This window comes from Micromonospora gifhornensis (assembly GCF_016863515.1).
GTDB classification, from domain to species: domain Bacteria; phylum Actinomycetota; class Actinomycetes; order Mycobacteriales; family Micromonosporaceae; genus Micromonospora; species Micromonospora gifhornensis.
Window position 1 is genome coordinate 1 of record NZ_BOPA01000056.1, and the last position, 17,318, is coordinate 17,318.

At 71.1% G+C, this 17,318-nt stretch carries 18 protein-coding genes; 11 read left to right on the forward strand and 7 right to left on the reverse strand.

Annotation, left to right across the window (positions count from 1 at the left end):
• Positions 1-158: 158 nt before the first annotated feature.
• Both aceA and aceB read left to right on the forward strand, forming a co-directional pair.
• Complete coding sequence (gene aceA, locus Vgi01_RS27900; RefSeq protein ID WP_204293048.1) at positions 159-1,430, forward strand: isocitrate lyase; 1,272 nt, start codon at positions 159-161, stop codon at positions 1,428-1,430.
• Complete coding sequence (aceB, locus tag Vgi01_RS27905; protein ID WP_204293049.1) at positions 1,427-3,037, forward strand: malate synthase A; 1,611 nt, start codon at positions 1,427-1,429, stop codon at positions 3,035-3,037. The genes aceA and aceB overlap by 4 nt, the downstream gene beginning before the upstream one ends.
• A gap of 303 nt (positions 3,038-3,340) precedes the next feature.
• On the opposite strand, the gene sthA is transcribed toward aceB, so the two are convergent.
• Positions 3,341-4,744 carry a Si-specific NAD(P)(+) transhydrogenase gene (sthA, locus tag Vgi01_RS27910; protein WP_102656435.1) on the reverse strand — a complete coding sequence of 468 codons (1,404 nt, stop codon included), beginning with the start codon at positions 4,742-4,744 and terminating at the stop codon, positions 3,341-3,343.
• Between the two features lie 134 nt (positions 4,745-4,878).
• Here sthA and Vgi01_RS27915 point away from each other — a divergent pair, with 134 nt between their 5' ends.
• The gene (locus tag Vgi01_RS27915; RefSeq protein ID WP_373307060.1) at positions 4,879-5,154 is read left to right on the forward strand and encodes an ArsR/SmtB family transcription factor; all 276 of its coding nucleotides are present in this window, start codon (positions 4,879-4,881) and stop codon (positions 5,152-5,154) included.
• Positions 5,136-5,525: a VOC family protein gene (locus tag Vgi01_RS27920; RefSeq protein ID WP_102656433.1), complete on the forward strand. Its 390-nt coding sequence runs from the start codon at positions 5,136-5,138 to the stop codon at positions 5,523-5,525. The genes Vgi01_RS27915 and Vgi01_RS27920 overlap by 19 nt, the downstream gene beginning before the upstream one ends.
• A gap of 91 nt (positions 5,526-5,616) precedes the next feature.
• On the opposite strand, the gene Vgi01_RS27925 is transcribed toward Vgi01_RS27920, so the two are convergent.
• The gene (locus tag Vgi01_RS27925) at positions 5,617-6,009 is read right to left on the reverse strand and encodes an SCO5389 family protein (protein WP_102656432.1); all 393 of its coding nucleotides are present in this window, start codon (positions 6,007-6,009) and stop codon (positions 5,617-5,619) included.
• 217 nt (positions 6,010-6,226) lie between these two features.
• On the opposite strand from Vgi01_RS27925, the gene Vgi01_RS27930 reads away from it, so the two are divergent.
• Both Vgi01_RS27930 and Vgi01_RS27935 read left to right on the forward strand, forming a co-directional pair.
• On the forward strand, positions 6,227-6,868 hold the full coding sequence (locus Vgi01_RS27930) for a biliverdin-producing heme oxygenase (protein WP_013733599.1): 642 nt from the start codon (positions 6,227-6,229) through the stop codon (positions 6,866-6,868).
• Complete coding sequence (locus tag Vgi01_RS27935) at positions 6,865-7,179, forward strand: DUF2470 domain-containing protein (RefSeq protein ID WP_013733600.1); 315 nt, start codon at positions 6,865-6,867, stop codon at positions 7,177-7,179. The genes Vgi01_RS27930 and Vgi01_RS27935 overlap by 4 nt, the downstream gene beginning before the upstream one ends.
• A gap of 54 nt (positions 7,180-7,233) precedes the next feature.
• Here Vgi01_RS27935 and Vgi01_RS27940 read toward each other — a convergent pair whose 3' ends face one another.
• Genes Vgi01_RS27940 through Vgi01_RS27955 form a run of 4 tightly spaced genes read right to left on the reverse strand, consistent with a single transcriptional unit; the run spans position 7,234 to position 10,908 of the window.
• The gene (locus tag Vgi01_RS27940; RefSeq protein ID WP_204293050.1) at positions 7,234-8,031 is read right to left on the reverse strand and encodes a heme ABC transporter ATP-binding protein; all 798 of its coding nucleotides are present in this window, start codon (positions 8,029-8,031) and stop codon (positions 7,234-7,236) included.
• Positions 8,028-9,056: a FecCD family ABC transporter permease gene (locus Vgi01_RS27945; RefSeq protein WP_013733602.1), complete on the reverse strand. Its 1,029-nt coding sequence runs from the start codon at positions 9,054-9,056 to the stop codon at positions 8,028-8,030. The genes Vgi01_RS27940 and Vgi01_RS27945 overlap by 4 nt, the downstream gene beginning before the upstream one ends.
• The gene (locus tag Vgi01_RS27950) at positions 9,053-10,060 is read right to left on the reverse strand and encodes a heme/hemin ABC transporter substrate-binding protein (protein WP_239089191.1); all 1,008 of its coding nucleotides are present in this window, start codon (positions 10,058-10,060) and stop codon (positions 9,053-9,055) included. Before Vgi01_RS27950 ends, Vgi01_RS27945 begins: the two co-directional genes overlap by 4 nt.
• Entirely contained in the window at positions 10,057-10,908 is an 852-nt protein-coding gene (locus tag Vgi01_RS27955) for a neocarzinostatin apoprotein domain-containing protein (protein WP_102656428.1), read from the reverse strand. Before Vgi01_RS27955 ends, Vgi01_RS27950 begins: the two co-directional genes overlap by 4 nt.
• A gap of 135 nt (positions 10,909-11,043) precedes the next feature.
• Here Vgi01_RS27955 and Vgi01_RS27960 point away from each other — a divergent pair, with 135 nt between their 5' ends.
• From Vgi01_RS27960 to Vgi01_RS27980, 5 genes are all read left to right on the forward strand, one after another.
• Positions 11,044-12,552, forward strand: coding sequence for an HtaA domain-containing protein (locus Vgi01_RS27960; protein ID WP_204293051.1), 1,509 nt, complete (start codon positions 11,044-11,046; stop codon positions 12,550-12,552).
• Between the two features lie 33 nt (positions 12,553-12,585).
• Positions 12,586-13,599, forward strand: coding sequence for a WxL protein peptidoglycan domain-containing protein (locus tag Vgi01_RS27965; protein WP_204293052.1), 1,014 nt, complete (start codon positions 12,586-12,588; stop codon positions 13,597-13,599).
• Complete coding sequence (locus Vgi01_RS27970; protein WP_204293053.1) at positions 13,596-14,414, forward strand: hypothetical protein; 819 nt, start codon at positions 13,596-13,598, stop codon at positions 14,412-14,414. The genes Vgi01_RS27965 and Vgi01_RS27970 overlap by 4 nt, the downstream gene beginning before the upstream one ends.
• Before the next feature lie 50 nt (positions 14,415-14,464).
• Positions 14,465-15,385, forward strand: coding sequence for an arginase family protein (locus Vgi01_RS27975; RefSeq protein ID WP_239089192.1), 921 nt, complete (start codon positions 14,465-14,467; stop codon positions 15,383-15,385).
• A gap of 131 nt (positions 15,386-15,516) precedes the next feature.
• Positions 15,517-16,515, forward strand: a complete 999-nt coding sequence (locus tag Vgi01_RS27980) for a DUF5954 family protein (protein WP_239089193.1) — start codon at positions 15,517-15,519, stop codon at positions 16,513-16,515.
• A gap of 76 nt (positions 16,516-16,591) precedes the next feature.
• Here the strand turns inward: Vgi01_RS27980 and Vgi01_RS27985 are convergent, their stop codons facing one another.
• The gene (locus Vgi01_RS27985; protein ID WP_204293054.1) at positions 16,592-17,302 is read right to left on the reverse strand and encodes a TetR/AcrR family transcriptional regulator; all 711 of its coding nucleotides are present in this window, start codon (positions 17,300-17,302) and stop codon (positions 16,592-16,594) included.
• Between the last annotated feature and the right edge of the window lie 16 nt (positions 17,303-17,318).

The window sequence follows — 17,318 nt, forward strand, 5'->3', positions numbered from 1 at the left end:
CAACTTTGCAAAACGCTTCCGAGGATTTACAAGAATTGGCATTTTCCGTCCCTCGACCCTCGCCGACCAGGCGTGTGACCGTGGTCTGCACCACCGGCGGCCGGGCAGCGGAGCTCAACGGCCACGGTGTGCCACGAATGGTGAAGGGACACGAGACGATGCCTACTCCGGTCGAGCAGTTGCAGCACGAATGGGACACCAACCCCCGCTGGCGGGGTGTGCGTCGGAGCTACCGAGCCGAGGACGTGGTGCGGTTGCGCGGCGCGATCCAGGAGGAGCACACCCTGGCCCGGCACGGCGCGAACCGGCTGTGGCGGCTGCTGAACAGCGAGGACTACATCCATGCGCTCGGCGCCCTCACCGGCAACCAGGCCGTGCAGATGGTCCGGGCCGGGCTCAAGGCGATCTACCTGTCCGGTTGGCAGGTGGCCGCCGACGCCAACCTGGCCGGCCACACCTACCCCGACCAGAGCCTCTACCCGGCCAACTCGGTGCCCGCGGTGGTCCGCCGGATCAACAACGCGCTGCTGCGCGCCGCCCAGATCACCACCGCCGAGGGGGACACCTCCGGCATCGACTGGCTGGCCCCGATCGTCGCCGACGCCGAGGCCGGTTTCGGTGGAGTGCTCAACGCGTACGAGCTGATGAACGCCATGATCGCGGCCGGCGCGGCCGGGGTGCACTGGGAGGACCAGCTCGCCAGCGAGAAGAAGTGCGGCCACCTCGGCGGCAAGGTGCTCATCCCCACCGGGCAGCATGTCCGCACCCTGGAGGCGGCCCGGCTGGCCGCCGACGTGGCCGGGGTGCCGAGCGTGGTCATCGCCCGCACCGACGCCCAGGCGGCCACCCTGCTCACCACCGACGTGGACGAGCGTGACCAGCCCTTCGTCACCGGCGAGCGCACCGCCGAGGGCTTCTACCGGGTGCGCAACGGCATCGAGCCGTGCATCGCCCGGGGCCTGGCGTACGCCCCGCACGCCGACCTGCTCTGGATGGAGACCAGCACCCCGGACCTGGAGGTGGCCCGCCGCTTCGCCGAGGCCATCAAGGCGGAGTACCCGGACCAGCTGCTGGCCTACAACTGCTCGCCGTCGTTCAACTGGCGCAAGCACCTCGACGACGCGACCATCGCCAAGTTCCAGCGGGAACTGGGCCACATGGGCTACAAGTTCCAGTTCATCACCCTGGCCGGCTTCCACGCCCTGAACTACTCGATGTTCGACCTGGCCCGGGGCTACGCCAGCGACGGCATGGCCGCCTACGTGTCGCTGCAGGAGCGGGAGTTCGCCGCCGAGTCGGCCGGCTACACCGCCGTCAAGCACCAGCGCGAGGTGGGCACCGGCTACTTCGACCTGATCAGCACCGTGCTCAACCCGGCCGCCGAGACCACCGCGCTGCGCGGCTCCACCGAAGAGGAGCAGTTCGCATGAGATACGAGGTCATCGGCCCGATGGCCGAACGCTTCGACGAGGTGCTCACGCCCGAGGCGCTGGAGTTCCTGGTCACCCTGGACAGCGAGTTCGCCGCCCGGCGGGTCGCCCTGCTGGACACCCGCCGGGCACGCCGCGACCGGTTCGCCACCGGCCAGCTGCCCGACTTTCTGCCGGAGACCATCGGCGTGCGGGCCGACCCGACCTGGCGGGTGGCCCCACCGGCACCGGGGCTGGAAGACCGGCGCGTCGAGATCACCGGCCCGCCGGAACGCAAGATGACAATCAACGCGCTGAACTCCGGCGCCAAGGTGTGGCTCGCCGACTTCGAGGACGCCACCGCCCCCACCTGGGACAACGTCATCGGTGGACAACTCAATTTGATGGACGCCCTGGACCGGCGGATCGACTTTACCGACCCGCGCGGCAAGCGGTACGCCCTCGGCGAGGAGCTGGCCACCATCGTGGTCCGGCCGCGCGGCTGGCACCTGGTGGAGAAGGGCATCGTGGTGGACGGGCGGCCGATCTCGGCCAGCCTTGTCGACTTCGGGCTCTACCTGTTCCACTGCGCCCGCCGGCAACTCGCCGCCGGCGCGGGACCGTACTTCTACCTGCCGAAGCTGGAGGACCACCGCGAGGCACGGCTGTGGAACGACATCTTCGTCTTCGCCCAGCACTACCTGAAGCTGCCGCAGGGCACCATCCGCGCGACCACGCTGATCGAGACGATCACGGCGGCCTTCGAGATGGAGGAGATCCTCTACGAGCTGCGGGAACACTCGGCCGGATTGAACGCCGGCCGGTGGGACTACATCTTCAGCATCATCAAGAACTTCGGGCAGTGGCCGGACTTCGTCCTGCCGGACCGGGCCGCGGTCACCATGACCGTGCCGTTCATGCGGGCGTACACCGAATTGCTGGTGCGGACCTGTCACCGGCGCGGCGCGCACGCGATCGGCGGGATGGCCGCCTTCGTGCCGGCCCGCGACCCGGAGGTCAACGCGACCGCCCTGGCCAAGGTGCAGGCGGACAAGCAGCGGGAGGCCGGCGACGGGTTCGACGGCTCCTGGGTGGCCCACCCCGGCCTGGTGTCGACCTGCCGGGAGGTGTTCGACGCGGTGCTCGGCGAGCGCCCGAACCAGCTCGACCGGCAGCGGGACGAGGTGTCCGTGACCGCCGCCGACCTACTCTCGGTGGACAAGACCCCGGGCCAGGTCACCGAAAGCGGCCTGCGGTCCAACATCGCGGTGGCACTGCACTACATCGACGCCTGGCTCGGGGGAGCGGGCGCGGTGGCGCTGTGGAACCTGATGGAGGACGCCGCGACCGCCGAGATCGCCCGCTGCCAGCTGTGGCAGTGGCTGCACCACGGCACACCGCTGGCCGAGGGCGGCAGCGTCACCTCAGACCGGGTGCGGGCAATGCTCGCCGAGGAACTGTCGTCGTTGACCGAGGGGCGCGGGGACGCCGAGCGGGAACGCGCCGCGCAGGCGGCGCGCATCGTGGAGGAGACCGCGTTGGGCGAGGACCTGCCGGCCTTCTTCACCACCGGCGCGTACGCCCGGCACCTGGGGCCGCGTCGCCGGTCGCTCGCGGCGGCCAGCTGACGGCAATCGGGGTGGGGCCTCTCGCCCCACCCCGGCCTGCCGTCGTCGTCGACCAGCGCCATCCGTGGCCACCGACCGCCCGGTCACTCTCTCCCGCGCGCGCTTTGCTCTGCTTCAACCCACGCAACGGTTACCCTCCGGATTCGGGTCAGCGTGCCGCCGTTGCGACACCGACAGCAGAAAACGCAGGTCAACGGGCCTGTGCGTGGGTTGAAGCAGAGCAAAGCGCGGACAGGGAGCATCTGGCCGGGGACGACCGCCGTGACGCACGGTGGTCGCGCGGAAGCTTGACCGGGGTGGGGGTCAGCCGTCGATGCGGGTGATGTTGCGGATCTTGTTGGCGGCGTCAAGCGCCGCCACCTTGTACGCCTCGGCCAGGGTCGGGTAGTTGAACACCGTGTCGACCAGGTAGTCGACCGTGCCGCCGCAGCCCATCACCGCCTGCCCGATGTGCACGATCTCGGTCGCGCCGGTGCCGAAGACGTGCACGCCGAGCAGGCGTCCGTCGTCCGGCGAGACGAGCAACTTCAACATCCCGTACGAGTCGCCGACGATCTGCCCCCGGGCCAGTTCGCGGTAGCGGGCGATGCCCACCTCGAACGGGGTGGCGCTGTCGGTCAACTCGTCCTCGGTCTTACCGACGAAGCTGATCTCCGGAATGGTGTAGATCCCGATCGGCTGCAACTCGTGCATCGCGCGCACCGGTTCGCCGCAGGCGTGCTGCGCGGCCAGCCGGCCCTGCTCCATCGAGGTCGACGCCAACGCCGGGAAGCCGATCACGTCACCGACGGCGTAGATGTGCTCCACGGCGGTGCGGAAGTGCGCGTCGACCTCGATGCGCCCCCGCCGGTCGGCGGTCAGCCCGGCCGCCTCCAGGGCCAGCCCGTCGGTCTGCCCCTGCCGCCCGGCGGAGTACATGACGGTGTCCGCGGCGATCTTCTTGCCGCTCTTGAGGATGCACAGCGCGGCGGTCTGGTGCTTCTCCACCGCGGCGACCTCCTCACCGAAGCGGAAGGTGACCGACAGGTCGCGCAGGTGGTACTTCAGGGACTCGACGACTTCCTCGTCGCAGAAGTCGAGCATCTTCTCCCGGCGTTCGACCACCGTCACCTTCGTGCCGAGGGCGGCGAACATGGAGGCGTACTCCATGCCGATCACCCCGGCACCGACCACCACCATGCTGCGCGGCACGGCCTGGAGGTTGATGACGCCGTCGGAGTCCACGATGGTGCGGTCGTCGAAGTCGACGCTGTCCGGGCGGGCCGGGCGGGTGCCGGCGGCGATGATCGCCTTGTCGAACGTCACCTTCGACTCGTGACCGGATCCGCCGTCGACCCAGACCGAGTGGGCGTCGGCGAACCGCCCGGTGCCGGTGATCATCGCGATCCGGTTGCGGGCCAACTGGTTGCGGATCACGTCGGTCTGCCGGTTGATCACGTGCTGGGTGCGGGCGGCCAGGTCGCTGACCGTGATGTCTTCCTTGACCCGGTAACTGCTGCCGTAGAGGTCCCGCTGGCTCAGGCCGGTCAGGTAGAGCACGGCTTCGCGCAGCGTCTTGGACGGCACGGTGCCGGTGTTGATGCACACCCCGCCGATCATGTCGCGCCGTTCCACCAGACCGACCCGTCGGCCGAGCTTGGCGGCGGCGATCGCGGCTTTCTGACCGCTGGGTCCGGAACCCAGCACCAACACGTCGTAGTCGTACATGGCCGCAAGCGTCGCAAGCGGCGTCCACTCGCGCCAGGCCTGCCGGCTGCCCGGGGCAAGGGTTTACCTACTCGGAACGTTGTCGATGTTTGACATGCAAGTAACTGCTTGCCTATCGTGCGGCGGTGGGCGACGTGTACAAGGCGCTGGCGGATCCCACCCGGCGTGCCATCCTCGACGAGTTGCAGGATCGCAGTGGCCAGACGCTGTTCGAGTTGTGCGTCCGCTTGACGGGCAAGGGGTTCACCTCGACACGCCAGGCCATCTCCCAGCACCTCGCGGTGCTGGCCGACGCGGGGCTGGTGGTGTTGCGGCGTCAGGGCCGGTACACCTTCATCGACCTGGACACGTCTCCACTCCAGCAGATCTATCAGAGATGGCGGGTGGGACCATGCGAATCGGACACGTGAGTGTTCTCGTCGACGACCAGGCCAAGGCCCTGGCCTTCTACACCGGGGTGCTCGGCTTCATCAAGAAGACCGAGGTGCCGCTGGGCGAATACAGTTGGTTGACCGTGGTCTCCCCGGAAGACCCGGAGGGCGTGGAGCTGGTTCTCGAACCGGACCAGCACCCGGCCGCCCTCGCCTACAAGAAGGCCCTCGCCGCCGACGGGATCCCGGTCACCATGTTCACCGTCGCGGACGTGTCCGTCGAGTACGAGCGGCTGACCGCGCAGGGAGTGACATTCACCCAGCCGCCGCTGGACGCGGGGACGGTGACGACCGCCGTCTTCGACGACACCTGCGGCAACCTCATCCAGATCGTGGCGCCGCAGGGGTAGGGCGGTCACCGACCGCGGTGCCCCGGCGGGCGGGACGCGGGCTTGCGCCTTGTGGGGCGTACGCCCGCCCGCCGGGGTCCGGACCCGTGCCTCAGCAGTTGCGCAGCTCCGGAGACTGGTTGAGCAGTTGACCGCGAGCGGAGACGAAGCGACGGTAGGTGTCGGAGTCGACGGCTGAGGGGCGGAATGCCGCGACCCGGTGGCAGTTCTGGAAGGCCAGCTTCACCCCGAAGTGCCGCTCCAGACCGGCCCGGATCGCGTCGCTGGCCATGGCGCGCAGCAGTTGGCCCCGCTCCGCGTCACCGGGCGGCGCGATCACGTTGTCGGAGAACTCGACGTCCGAGGTGGCCAGCTCGGCGGCCACCCGGCTGACGGTCTGCCAGGCGTACGGCAGCGATTCGCGGACGCAGGCGATGAACTCCTCGTCGGTGACGGGCCCGGACTCGGCGGCTCGCAGGAGGTCAGGTGACACGGTGAGAGACATGCTTCTCCTCGCTTAATGGAAACGATTGTCATTGGCGCGCGCAGTCCGAGCACACCATGGCACCCGTACGCTGTCAACGCTCCTGCGCGTCGCCACGCCGGTGGTCGGTTCGGTTCGGTGGGTATCCCCTGGTGGGGTGCGCGGGCTGGCACTTTCGGCCATCTCCACAGGGAAGCTTGATCATGATAGGTTAGGCTTGCCTAACTTGGAGGTGCTTATGGGGTTCGCCGCAGAGGTGCGAGAGCTGACCAGGGCGGACCATCGGGCCGCGCAGAGTGTGACGTACTTCGACGCGTTGTTGTCGGGACATCTGGACCGGGCCGGGTACGCCGCGCTGCTCGAACAGCTGCACGTGGTCTACCAGACCTTGGAAGAGGCCGCCGACACGATGCGCGACGATCCGGTGGCCGGCCCGTTCGTCGTCGACGAGCTGCGTCGACTGCCGCGCATCGTCGATGATCTGTCCTTCCTGCACGGTCCGGACTGGACCGGTCCGATCGTCCCGAGCGCCGCCACCGACGAGTACCGGGCGCGTCTGCGCGAGGTGGCCTTCTCCTGGCCGGCCGGTTTCGTCGCCCACCACTACACCCGATACCTGGGTGACCTCTCCGGTGGTCAGGTGATGGCCCGGGCGCTGCACCGCACCTTCGGCTTCGACACCGACGGGGTGCAGTTCTTCCTCTTCCCCGGCCTGGACGCGCGTGCCTTCAAGCAGCAGTACCGGGAGCTGCTCGACGCGGCGCCCTGGGACGCCGTCGAGCGGCAACGTTTCCTCGACGAGGTGTCGTACGCCTACCGGCTGAACACCGCCATGCTCGACGACCTGGGGCGGGCCGTGACGCAGGAGAGTGCGGCGTGAGCGCCGCGAACCCGTTCCCGCCGGAAGTCGTCGCGGCGGTGATGCGACACATGAACACCGACCACGCCGACGACTGCCGGGTGATCTGCCAGGGGCTGGGCAGCCAGCCGACGGCCACCGCGGCCGCCATGTCCGGCATGGACGCCGACGCGATGGAGTTCCTGGCCGTCGTGGACGGCGTCGAGGTGCCGGTGCGCGTCCCGTTCTCCAGCCGTATCGCCGAACGCCGACAGATCCGTGCCGAGGCCGCCCGGATGTACCGCGAGGCGTGCGCCGCGCTGGGCCGCACCCCCCGCCCGGAAGCCAGCTGAACCCGACCGGCCTCGGCGGGAACCTGACCTGACGCCCCTGACCAGCCCGGCTGGTCAGGGGCGTACTGGCAGCACCAGCGGGACACCGGTGTGCGGGTGGGGCAGCACCTCGACCTCGTGCTGGTAGACCTCACTGAGCCGGTCGGCGGTGAGCACCGCGTCCGGCGGCCCGTCGGCGACCAGCCGGCCACCGGCCAGCAACGCGATCCGGTCCGCGTACGCCGCCGCCAGGCCCAGGTCGTGCAGCACGATCACGACGCTGCCACCCTGCTGGGCCCGGTCGCGGGCCAGCCGGAGCACCAACTCCTGGTGATGCAGGTCCAGCGCGGCGGTGGGCTCGTCCAGCAGCAGCATCGGGGTGCGCTGGGCGAGAACCCGGGCCAGTGCCACGCGGGCCTGTTCGCCGCCGGACAGCGCGGAGAACACCCGGCCGGCGAACGTCTGCATCCCGGTCAGCCGCAACGCCTCGGCCACCGCGTCGTCGTCCTCGGCGGCGAGCCGGGTGCCGGCCCACGGGGCACGTCCCATCGCCACGACCTCGGCCACGGTGAACGGGAACGACATGGTGGCGCGCTGCGGCAGCATGGCGCGCAGTCGGGCCAGCTCGACCGGCGCCCAACGGGTCAGCGGCCGGCCGGCGAACTCGATGGTGCCGGCGGCGGGAGCCAGGTCACCGCAGATCGCGGCGAGCAGGGTGCTCTTGCCGGCACCGTTGGGACCGACCAGCGCCAGCAGTTCGCCGGCGCGCACCGTGAGGGACACGTCGGACAGGATCGGCCGAGCGTCGCGCCGGATGCCCAGGCGCTCGACCCGCAGGCCCACCCGGTCCGGGTCGACATCGGTCCACTTCATCCCCAACCTCCCGCTCGGGCCCGGGTCCGACGCAGCAACCAGAAGAAGCACGGTCCGCCCACCACGGCGGTCAACACGCCCAGCGGCAGTTCCTGGTAGTCGACAAGGGTGCGGGCAGCCAGATCCCCGGCCACCACCACGATGGCCCCGCCCAGGGCACTGGCCGGCAGCAACAGCCGGTGACCCGGGCCGGCGACCATCCGGACCAGGTGCGGCACGACCAGGCCGACGAAGGAGATCACGCCGGTGAAGGCCACGGCGGCGGCGCCGAGCAGGGCGGTCACCGCGACCATTCCCAGCCGCAGTCGTTCGACGTGGACACCGAGGTGCCGGGCCGACCGGTCGCCGAGGGCGAGCAGGTCGAGGCGGCGGGCGGCGGCGACGGCGATCGCGATGCCGACCGCTGCGCACGGGGCGGTGACCGCCACCGCCGCCCAGTTCGCCTGCGCCAGGCTGCCGAGTTGCCAGAACGCGATGGCCCGCACCGCGTCCGCATCGCCGAAGAACATCAGCAGGCCGATCAGCGCGCCGGCCACCGCGTTGACCGCGATGCCGGTCAGCACCAGGGTGACCACCTCGGTCCGCCCGCCGACGCGCGACATCGAGTAGACCAGGCCGGTGGCGGCGAGACCGCCCAGGAACGCACCGGCCGCCACCGTCCAGCCGCCGAACGTGGCCGCCCCGGTGACGATGACCGTGGCCGCGCCGACCGCCGCGCCGGAGGAGACGCCGATGACGCCGGGCTCGGCCAGGGGATTGCCGAAGACGCCCTGCATCAGCGCACCGGCACAGCCGAGCGCGGCCCCGACGATCACGGCGAGGACGACCCGGGGGAAGCGCACCACCCACAGCGCGCTCTCGCCGTGGGTGACGCTCGGCGTCGGTCCGATGTCGAGGCCGATGCGGTGCAGGATCGAGCCGAGCACCTCCGCCGGGGGGACCCGGACCTGCCCGGTGCCGGCGGCGACGAGGCAGAGCAGCAGCAGGGTCACCGCGAGGCCGGCGACGAGGGCGGCCCGTCTCACGCGCATGATCCGTAGACCGCGTCGGCCAACGCCCGGATGGCCCGACCGGTACGCGCACCGAAGGTGAGCAGCAGCCCGTCGTCCATGTCCACGATGCGGCGGTGCTGACCGGCCGGGGTCTGGGCCACGCCGGGCAGGGCGAGCAGCCCGTCGACGCCCTTGACCGACGCCAGTCCCTCGGTCATCACCAGGATCACGTCGGGTGCCGCGTTGATCAGCCCTTCACTGGTCAGCGGCCGGAAGTTGGACAGCCCGATCTCGGTGCCGGCGTCGGTGGCGCCGATGGCGCGGACCATCTCGTCGGACCCGGCGCCCCTGCCGCCGATCAGGTAGACCCCCGCGGTGCCGCGGACGTACAGGAACGCGATGCGTAGTGGTGCCGTGTCGGGTGGGGCGGCTCGGCGGGCGGCGGCGATGTCGCCCTCCACCCGGGCCACCAGCTGTTCCCCGGCTTCCGGTACGCCAAGTGCGGCGGCGATGGTCCGGATGTTGCGGCCGATGGCGGCCAGGCTCTGTTCGTCGTCGACGAGGACCACCGGGATGCCGGCGCGGCGCAGCTGGGCGAGCACCTCGGGCGGCCCGATGCTGTCGTCGGCGAGGACGACGGTGGGGTTGAGTCGCAGAATGGCCTCGGTGGACAGGTCGTGTCCGGCCGGGGTGACCACGGGCAGGTCGCCGGCGGCGGGAAAGGTGGTGGAGGTGTCGCGGCCGATCACCCGGTCACCGAGCCCGAGGCTGAACACGATTTCGGCGATCGAACCGTAGAGGTTGACCGGCAGGATGCGGCTGGCGTCGGTGACCGTCACGGTGGAGCCGTCGGCCGACGTGACCGTGGCCGGCAGGGTGCTGCCGGGATCGGCGCCGATCGGCTCGATGTCCACGTCGGTGACCACGGCCGTGGCAGGTCCGCAGCCCGTCGTCGGGGCCGCCGTCGAGGCGGTGGGCGCACAGGCGGTGAGGCCGAGCAGCGCGGGCAGCATCAGCAGCGTCAGGCACCTTCTCATCGCTGTTCCCGGCGTCGGCCCCGCATCCGCAGCGCCACCACGACGACCAGCAGCACGGCAAGTCCCGCCAGGACCGCGGTGAACCAGCGTCCCGCGCCGGTGCTGTCGCTGACCTGCGTGGTGAGCAGGGGCTGTTCGGCGCCGGGTGCCGGCGCGGCCTCGCCACCGGCGGCGTCGGTGGCCCCGGCAGCGGCAGCCGAGCCGACGATGGCTGCGGGTGCCGAGCCGGTGGCGGCCGGTGTGGTCGCGGCGGAGGTGTTCGTCGGCGCGGCGGAGGTGTTCGTGGGCGTGGCGGGAGCGGGTGCGGCCGGGGCGGCAGCGGGTGCGCTCGGGGCGGCCGGGGCGGCCGGGGTGACGAAGGTTACCGGCACCTTGACGTCCTGGGACCGGTCCGAGGCGCGGGTGTGGTCGTTGCGGCTGGCCACCACGCAACGACTGGTGGTGCAGTCCACGTCACCGATCTTCGAGGTGATCTTCACCTGCACGGTGAACGATCCGCCCGCGCCGTACGGGACGGTCAGCCCTTCGGCGTACGAGGGCGGGTTGGAGGAAATCCAGTGCGAGGCGCCGGTGGAACCGGTGGTGTCGACGCCACCGCCGCACGGTGAGGGTGCCACGCCCGCCCCGTTGTCGACGCAGTACGCGACGTAGATCCCCTTGGTGGTGTCGTAGCCGGAACCGGTGACGGTGACGGTGGTGCCGCCGAGCGGGATCCCGGTCGTCTTGCTGACGGAGAGCCGTTGACCGTTGGGTCCCTTGCCGACCGTGTTGGCGTACGCGGGGGTGGCGAGGGCGCCGAGGGCCAGCAGCATCGCGCTGACCAGGGCAGCGGCTAGGCGGGCAGGCATGACTAACCTCCATGACTATGGTTAGGCTAACCTAAGTCGATCTTGCCTGTGGCGCAAGAGGGTGTTCGGCGGATTTTCGAAGAAGTTAGGAGAGCCTAACCTAAGGTCGCCAACCCCCTTCTGAGAGGAAGACACATGTCCGTACCCAGACCAGGCGGCGTTCGCCGCCGGTCGTACCGGTGGGTGACGGCTGCCGTGCTCGGCGCCGCCGCCTCACTGGCCGTGGTGGTCCCCGCGACGGCGGCGCCCGCCGACGTCACCGGGGGAAGCCTCGACTGGGGTTTCAAGAGTTCGTTCCGCGCGTACGTGTCGACCGGCAACGGCAACCCGCCGATCGCGGTCACCGACGGTGCGACCCGCAACGCCGACGGCACCTTCAAGTTCCCGGCCACCGGCGGCACGTACGACAGCGCCACCGGAGCGACCACGGTGACCTACGGCGGCACGGTGGTGTTCTCGTACCCCGCGCACTTCTTCACCATCACCCTGGCCAACCCGACGGTGGTCCTCGACGGTGCCGGTGGTTCCCTGCTCGCCGACGTCGACCTGCAGGCCAGCGGCGGCGGCTTCCAGCCGGTACGGATCGAGCAGGCGGCCATCGCCACCCTCGCCACGGCCAGCCCGGCGGTCTCCGGCGGCACGGTCTCGTGGAGCAACCTCACCACCACGCTCACCGAGACCGGGGCCACCGCGTTCTCCGGCTTCTTCACCGCCGGCACGGTGCTCGATCCGGCGTCGTTCACCGTCACCACCGGCGGCGGCGGTGCTCCCGCCGCCCCGTCGGTCACGGTGAATCCGTCCGCCGCCCTCGACCCCGAGGGAGCCACCGTCACCGTCAGCGGCACCGGGTTCGACCCGGACGCCAACGGCGGTGTCGGCTTCTACCTGGCATTCGGACCCAAGGGCGAGAACTACTGGACGAACTCGCGGCCCTACAAGCCGGTCAAGTGGGTGCACAAGAACGCTTCGTCGTCCGCCGCCCAGGTGCGGCTGCCCGCCGACGGCAGCTTCTCCACCACCCTGGACCTGGTGCCGACCTACACCGACGGCAACGGCAACGGCGTCGACTGCACCGCGATCCAGTGCTACGTGATGACCTTCGCGGCGCATGCCTCAAGCGACCGCAGCCAGGACACCTTCACCCCGATCACCTTTGGCGGTACGGGTGGCCCGAGCGGTGCCGAGCAGGAGATCACCGCCGAGGTGCTCCAGTCCGGCCCGCTGACGCTCACCGCTTCGGGCAGCAGCGTCGCGTTGTCCGCCGTGCACCCCGGTGCCTTCGCCGACGGTGCCCTGAACGCGGTGACGGTCAGTGACCTGCGCGGCACCAACGCCGGCTGGAACGTCGTCGGCCAGGTGGAGGAGTTCACCAGCGCACTCGGTGGCACCATCGCCGCCGACAACCTCGGCTGGACGCCGAACGCGTCCGTGCTCGCCGACACCCTGGTCGGCGCCGCCGGCGTGGTCACCCCCGGCGCCCCGGCCACCCCGGGTGACGGCCTGGGCAGCGCCCGTACGCTGTGCGCCGCCCCGGCCGGGACCAGCGCCGGCAGCTTCCAGTGTGGTGCCGACCTGCGCCTCGGGGTCCCGCCCGCCGCCGTGCCGGGCGGCTACACCGCCACCCTCACCCTGACCCTGTCCTGACGCGTGAAAGGGCATCTTGTTGTGCGCAGATCGATGACGAGGTGCCCTTTCCCGCACCTGGTCGCCGCGACCGCGGTCCTCACCGTGCTCGCCACCGTCCTGACCGTAGGCCCGGCAGCCGCTCTCACCGCCGCGCCGGCCCCCGCCACGCCCCCGAGTGCCACCGGCTTCACCTGGGCGGTCCAGCCCTCCGGCCCGTCCGGACCCACCGGGCGCAGCTACTTCGTCCACGACGCCGAGCCCGGCCAACGCATCGACGACCGGGTCGCCATCACCAACCTGAGCGAGCGCGCGATGACCTTCGCGGTGTACGGCGCGGACGCATACACCACCACCGACGGCGGGTTCGCCCTGCAGCCGGCCAGCCGCCCCGCCACCGACGTGGGCGCCTGGACCACCTTCGCCGAACGGACCTACCGGGTGCCCGCCGGCGAGCAGGTGATCGTGCCGTTCCAGCTCACCGTGCCGGCCAACGCCACACCCGGCGACCACGCCGGCGGTGTGGTCGCCTCGATCGCCCAGGTGCAGTCCGCCGGCGACGGGGGACAGGTCAACCTGGACCGCCGGGTCGCGGCCCGGATCTACCTGCGGGTGGCCGGTCCGGTCCGTCCCGGCCTCCAGGTCGAGGCCATGCGGATCGGCTACGACAACCCGCTCAACCCGTTCGGCACCGGCCCGGTCGTGGTCAGCTACCGGTTGCGCAACACCGGCAACACCCGGCTGACCGGCACCACCCAGGTACGCCTGACCGCCCCGTTCGGCATTCGGCTGGCCCGCACCGAACCCGTCGACGTGCCCGAACTGCTGCCCGGCGCGGCGATCACCATCACCGAACAGATCAACGGTGTGGTACCCGCCGGTCGGCTGACCGCCGCCGTGGTGGTCGACCCGGCCACCCCCGACCAGATCCTGCCCACGGTGCGCCGTACCGCCGGCACCTGGGCCGTACCGTGGGTCTGGGCCGCCGTCCTGCTCACCGGTCTCGGCTGGCTGCTGGTCATCCGGCTGCGCTCGGCGCGGCGTCGACCGCCGACGGTCGAGACGTGAGGCTCTCGATTTCCGCTCTCGCCCTGGTCGCCGCGCTCGCCCTGGCCGGTGCCCCGGATCCCGGCCCTCAGGTCGGCGTGGACCGGGCCGAGGCGAAGCCGGGGGAGCAGGTGCTGGTCCGGCTCACCGGCTGGCCCGGCGGCACGGTCCGCGTCGAGCTGTGTGGCGCGGGCACGCCGACACGCTGCGCGGTGGACAGTTCGGCGCAGATCCACCTGCCCGCCGGCGGCGCCGGTGGGACGCCGCTGACCGTCGTGGCGCCACCCGGCGGTTGTCCCTGCCAGGTGCGGGTGACCACACTGGACAACTCGCTGTCGGCCACCGCGCCGCTGGTCGTCACCGGGGCACCCGCACCGGTCGATGACACCGTCCGGCAGGCGGCCACCCGGCCCCCGACCGTCCTCGCGGCGCATCTGGAGCGCGCCGACGGGTGGACCGCCCATTTCGGCGCGCCCGCCCGCCGGACGCTCGTGCTGCGACTGCGCAACGAGCAGCCCGCACCGGTGAACGTGGCCTGGTCGTTCAGCGTCGGTCGAGGCCCGGACCCGACCGGCTTCGTCACCCCACCCGAACCGGACGAATTCGCCGCTGGGGAGGAACGGGAGGTTCGCGTACCGGTCACCCTGCCGGCCTTCGCCGTCGGCACCTACCAGATCCATGGCGACATCGTCACCGCCGGGGCGACGAGCCGGGTGACGGCGAGCACCGACCACCAGCCATGGGGACTGGCCGGAATGCTCGGGTTCGTGCTGACCGCGCTGGCGGTGGTCCGGCCGCTCAAGGGTGCGTCGGCAGGATGGCGTAATCCGCGATGATGGCGGGCTGGCGGCCCCAGCGAGCGATTCGCGGCAGATGTTCGCGTACCGTGGGTGCCCGGATGTCGCTCTACGCTGGATCGATGCGATCGATCACGGTTCTCGACGCCCCGTCCAATCTCGGGTTGCGTGCCCCGGCCCCTGGCCTCGTCCCCGGGTGCTACAAGCTGGCCGGTGCGCTTCGCGATCAGCGCCTGCTCGACCGGCTCGGGGCGCACGACGGTGGCGTGGTCGTCCCGCCGCGCTACGACATCCGTGGCTGGCGGCCGGGGGACGGTGTACTCAACGCTGCCGCCCTCGCGACGTACACGCGCCGACTCGCGGAGCGGGTGAACGTGGTCCTCGACAACGCGGGCTTCCTGATGCTGTTGGGTGGTGACTGCTCGATCCTTTTCGGGGCCGCGCTCGCGCTACGCCGACGTGGCCGCTACGGCATCGTCTACCTTGACGGTTCGATCGACTTCCGTCATACCGGCAACAGCACGCATGTGGGGGCGTCCGCAGGCGAGGGCACCGCCATCGTCACCGGCCGGGGCCAGCCGGACATTGCCGACATCGACGGGCTTGCGCCGTACTGCCGTGAGGACGATCTGGTTGTTCTGGGCGTCCGCGACTACGACGACCATCTCCACGAGGTGCGTGGCCTGGGCATCGCGGTGCACACCGCGTCCGAGATCATCGCCGAGGGCCCTGTCCTGGTCGGCGATCGTGTGGCACAGGGACTTGCTGCCTGCGACGGCTACTTCGTACACCTCGACGCCGATGTGCTCGACCCTGCGGTCATGCCGGCCGCCGACGCGCCCGACCCCGGCGGCTTGGACTATCCGCATCTGGTGGAGCTGCTCCGTCCGCTGCTCGCCAACCCCGCCTGCGTCGGCCTTGAGGTGACGATCTACGACCCGGACCTCGACCCGGACGGCCGCTACGCCGCCGCGCTCGTCGAAACCCTGGTCGACGCCCTGCAAGGCTGATCGATCGGATCCGGATGCCGGCGCCTTTGTCCGTACCGACGTCACCCGGCTGGCCGACAACATCGCCGCTGTCCGAACCGGTCGTCATGTCGCGCGTGGCGGCCTGGCGTGTCGATCCGGGCGGTCACAGAATGCCATGTGTGGATGACGCAGAGCAGTTTCCGGGGGTGGTGATCCGGTTCCGGCGCAGGGACGACCCGGTTGCCGTGGTGACCGACCACGACGCCGTGCAACGCGCCGAGGCGTATCCGGTCCTGCGCATCGGCGCCCCGCTGTTCGGTCACGCGATCGATCTCGGTGGTGGGCGGTGGCGGGTGCACGGTCTCGTCGAGGACACTCCGCAGGCCGCCCGCGACGCCGTGGCCCACCGGCTGCGCGAACGACTCGCCACCGCCACCGACGCCGACCTGGTCGCCGAGTTGACGGCGGTGGGTGAGGTGCTGGACTGGCAGAAGGTCGACGAGGTGACCGTCGGCGGGCGTCGGCACCGGGTGATCCGGGCGGACACCTTCGCCCGGTTCGGCCCGGCCGGGCCGGAGCCGCCACGCCCCACCGACCTGGATCCCCGCCAGGCTGACACCTGTGACAGCTTCCTCGGCGGGGCCGACCTGATCGCCGACCCGGCCGCACCCACCGGCGTCGGCGCAGCGGTGTTGAAGGTCGAGTTGCTGCCCGCCCGCTACCCGAAGGCGGACGTGTCGCCGGCCGCGTACGCCGACAGTGTCGCCGCCGTACGCTCACATCCCAACGGCGTGCTGCTGCCCACCCGCTACGCCGTGGCCGAGCAGGTGGCCGGCGTCTGGCAGCCGTCGAGCCGGGCGGTCGCGACTCCGCAGCAGGCCCGCGAGCTGATCCTCTTCGACCTCCGGTGGCTGACCCCGCGCATCGCCAATCCCAGCGCGGCGGAGGCCGCCGAGTACCGCCGCGCCGCCGACGACCTGGAAGCCAGCCGCGCCGACGAGGTGAGTGTGTGCGGCCGACGGCTCCGGGTCATCCGGGTGGAGACGCTGCTGCGCTTCGCCGCCGACGGGCCGGAGGGGCCACGTCCCTCCGATCCGGATCCTGAGCCGCCACCCGAGGTCCACTTCGCCCGACTGCGAGCCGAGGGCCGCCTACCCGAACCGGACTGACCCACCAGCCGAACTGACCACTGCGGCCGGGCTGACCGCACCAGTTGGGCTGACCACTGCGGCCGGCGCCGACAGATCACCGGTGCGCTGACGTCCATCCCTGCTGCTGCAACCGTTCGATGCCGTCGAGCAGCAGGTCCAGCGCGAACTCGAACTCGAACTGGTCGTCGCAGCCGGACCCCACCACCGACGCGTCGTCGTGGGACGCCGCCGTGGCGATCTCCGCGAGGTGCGGGAACCGGGCCGCGACCTCCGGTGGCATGGCGGCCGGCTGCGGCGCGGCGGCCGGGCCGGAACGGCCGGCGTCGCGGGCGGTGTCGAACAGTTCCTGGCTGAAGCCGAGGACCCGGCTACCCATCGCGTGCATCACGTGGTGGGCGAGGTCGGCGGAGAGCCCGCCGGAACGCAGGGTGGCGACCACGGAGTCGAGGTAGCCCAGGATCGCCGGGGTCGCCATGTTCCGTGACTCGATCGCGAGCGCCGCCCAGGGATGGCGTTGCAACGCCGAGCGGGCCGACAGGATCCGTCCCCGGATGGCCTGCTTCCAGTCGGTGTCGGGGATCGACGTGTCGATCTCGCCGACCACCATGTCGATCATCGCGTCGAGCAGTTCGTCCTTGTTGGCCACGTGTTTGTAGAGCGCCATGGGCACCACGCCCAGTTCCTGGGCGAGGTTGCGCATGCTGAGCGACTCGATCCCGGCGGTGTCGGCGAGCGCGATCGCGGTGCGCAGGATCCGCTCCCTGCTCAGCGGTGTTCGCCGGGGCGTTCCTGCCTGCTCAGCCATCGTGGTCCTCGTCTTC

What these genes read in the sequence shown, in the direction of transcription:
- aceA (WP_204293048.1), top strand. Translation starts at nt 159, where the DNA reads ATGCCTACTCCGGTCGAGCAGTTGCAGCACGAATGGGACACCAACCCC.
- aceB (WP_204293049.1), top strand. Translation starts at nt 1,427, where the DNA reads ATGAGATACGAGGTCATCGGCCCGATGGCCGAACGCTTCGACGAGGTG.
- sthA (WP_102656435.1), bottom strand. Translation starts at nt 4,744, where the DNA reads ATGTACGACTACGACGTGTTGGTGCTGGGTTCCGGACCCAGCGGTCAG.
- Vgi01_RS27920 (WP_102656433.1), top strand. Translation starts at nt 5,136, where the DNA reads ATGCGAATCGGACACGTGAGTGTTCTCGTCGACGACCAGGCCAAGGCC.
- Vgi01_RS27925 (WP_102656432.1), bottom strand. Translation starts at nt 6,009, where the DNA reads ATGTCTCTCACCGTGTCACCTGACCTCCTGCGAGCCGCCGAGTCCGGG.
- Vgi01_RS27930 (WP_013733599.1), top strand. Translation starts at nt 6,227, where the DNA reads ATGGGGTTCGCCGCAGAGGTGCGAGAGCTGACCAGGGCGGACCATCGG.
- Vgi01_RS27940 (WP_204293050.1), bottom strand. Translation starts at nt 8,031, where the DNA reads ATGAAGTGGACCGATGTCGACCCGGACCGGGTGGGCCTGCGGGTCGAG.
- Vgi01_RS27950 (WP_239089191.1), bottom strand. Translation starts at nt 10,060, where the DNA reads ATGAGAAGGTGCCTGACGCTGCTGATGCTGCCCGCGCTGCTCGGCCTC.
- Vgi01_RS27955 (WP_102656428.1), bottom strand. Translation starts at nt 10,908, where the DNA reads ATGCCTGCCCGCCTAGCCGCTGCCCTGGTCAGCGCGATGCTGCTGGCC.
- Vgi01_RS27960 (WP_204293051.1), top strand. Translation starts at nt 11,044, where the DNA reads ATGTCCGTACCCAGACCAGGCGGCGTTCGCCGCCGGTCGTACCGGTGG.
- Vgi01_RS27965 (WP_204293052.1), top strand. Translation starts at nt 12,586, where the DNA reads ATGACGAGGTGCCCTTTCCCGCACCTGGTCGCCGCGACCGCGGTCCTC.
- Vgi01_RS27980 (WP_239089193.1), top strand. Translation starts at nt 15,517, where the DNA reads ATGCCATGTGTGGATGACGCAGAGCAGTTTCCGGGGGTGGTGATCCGG.
- Vgi01_RS27985 (WP_204293054.1), bottom strand. Translation starts at nt 17,302, where the DNA reads ATGGCTGAGCAGGCAGGAACGCCCCGGCGAACACCGCTGAGCAGGGAG.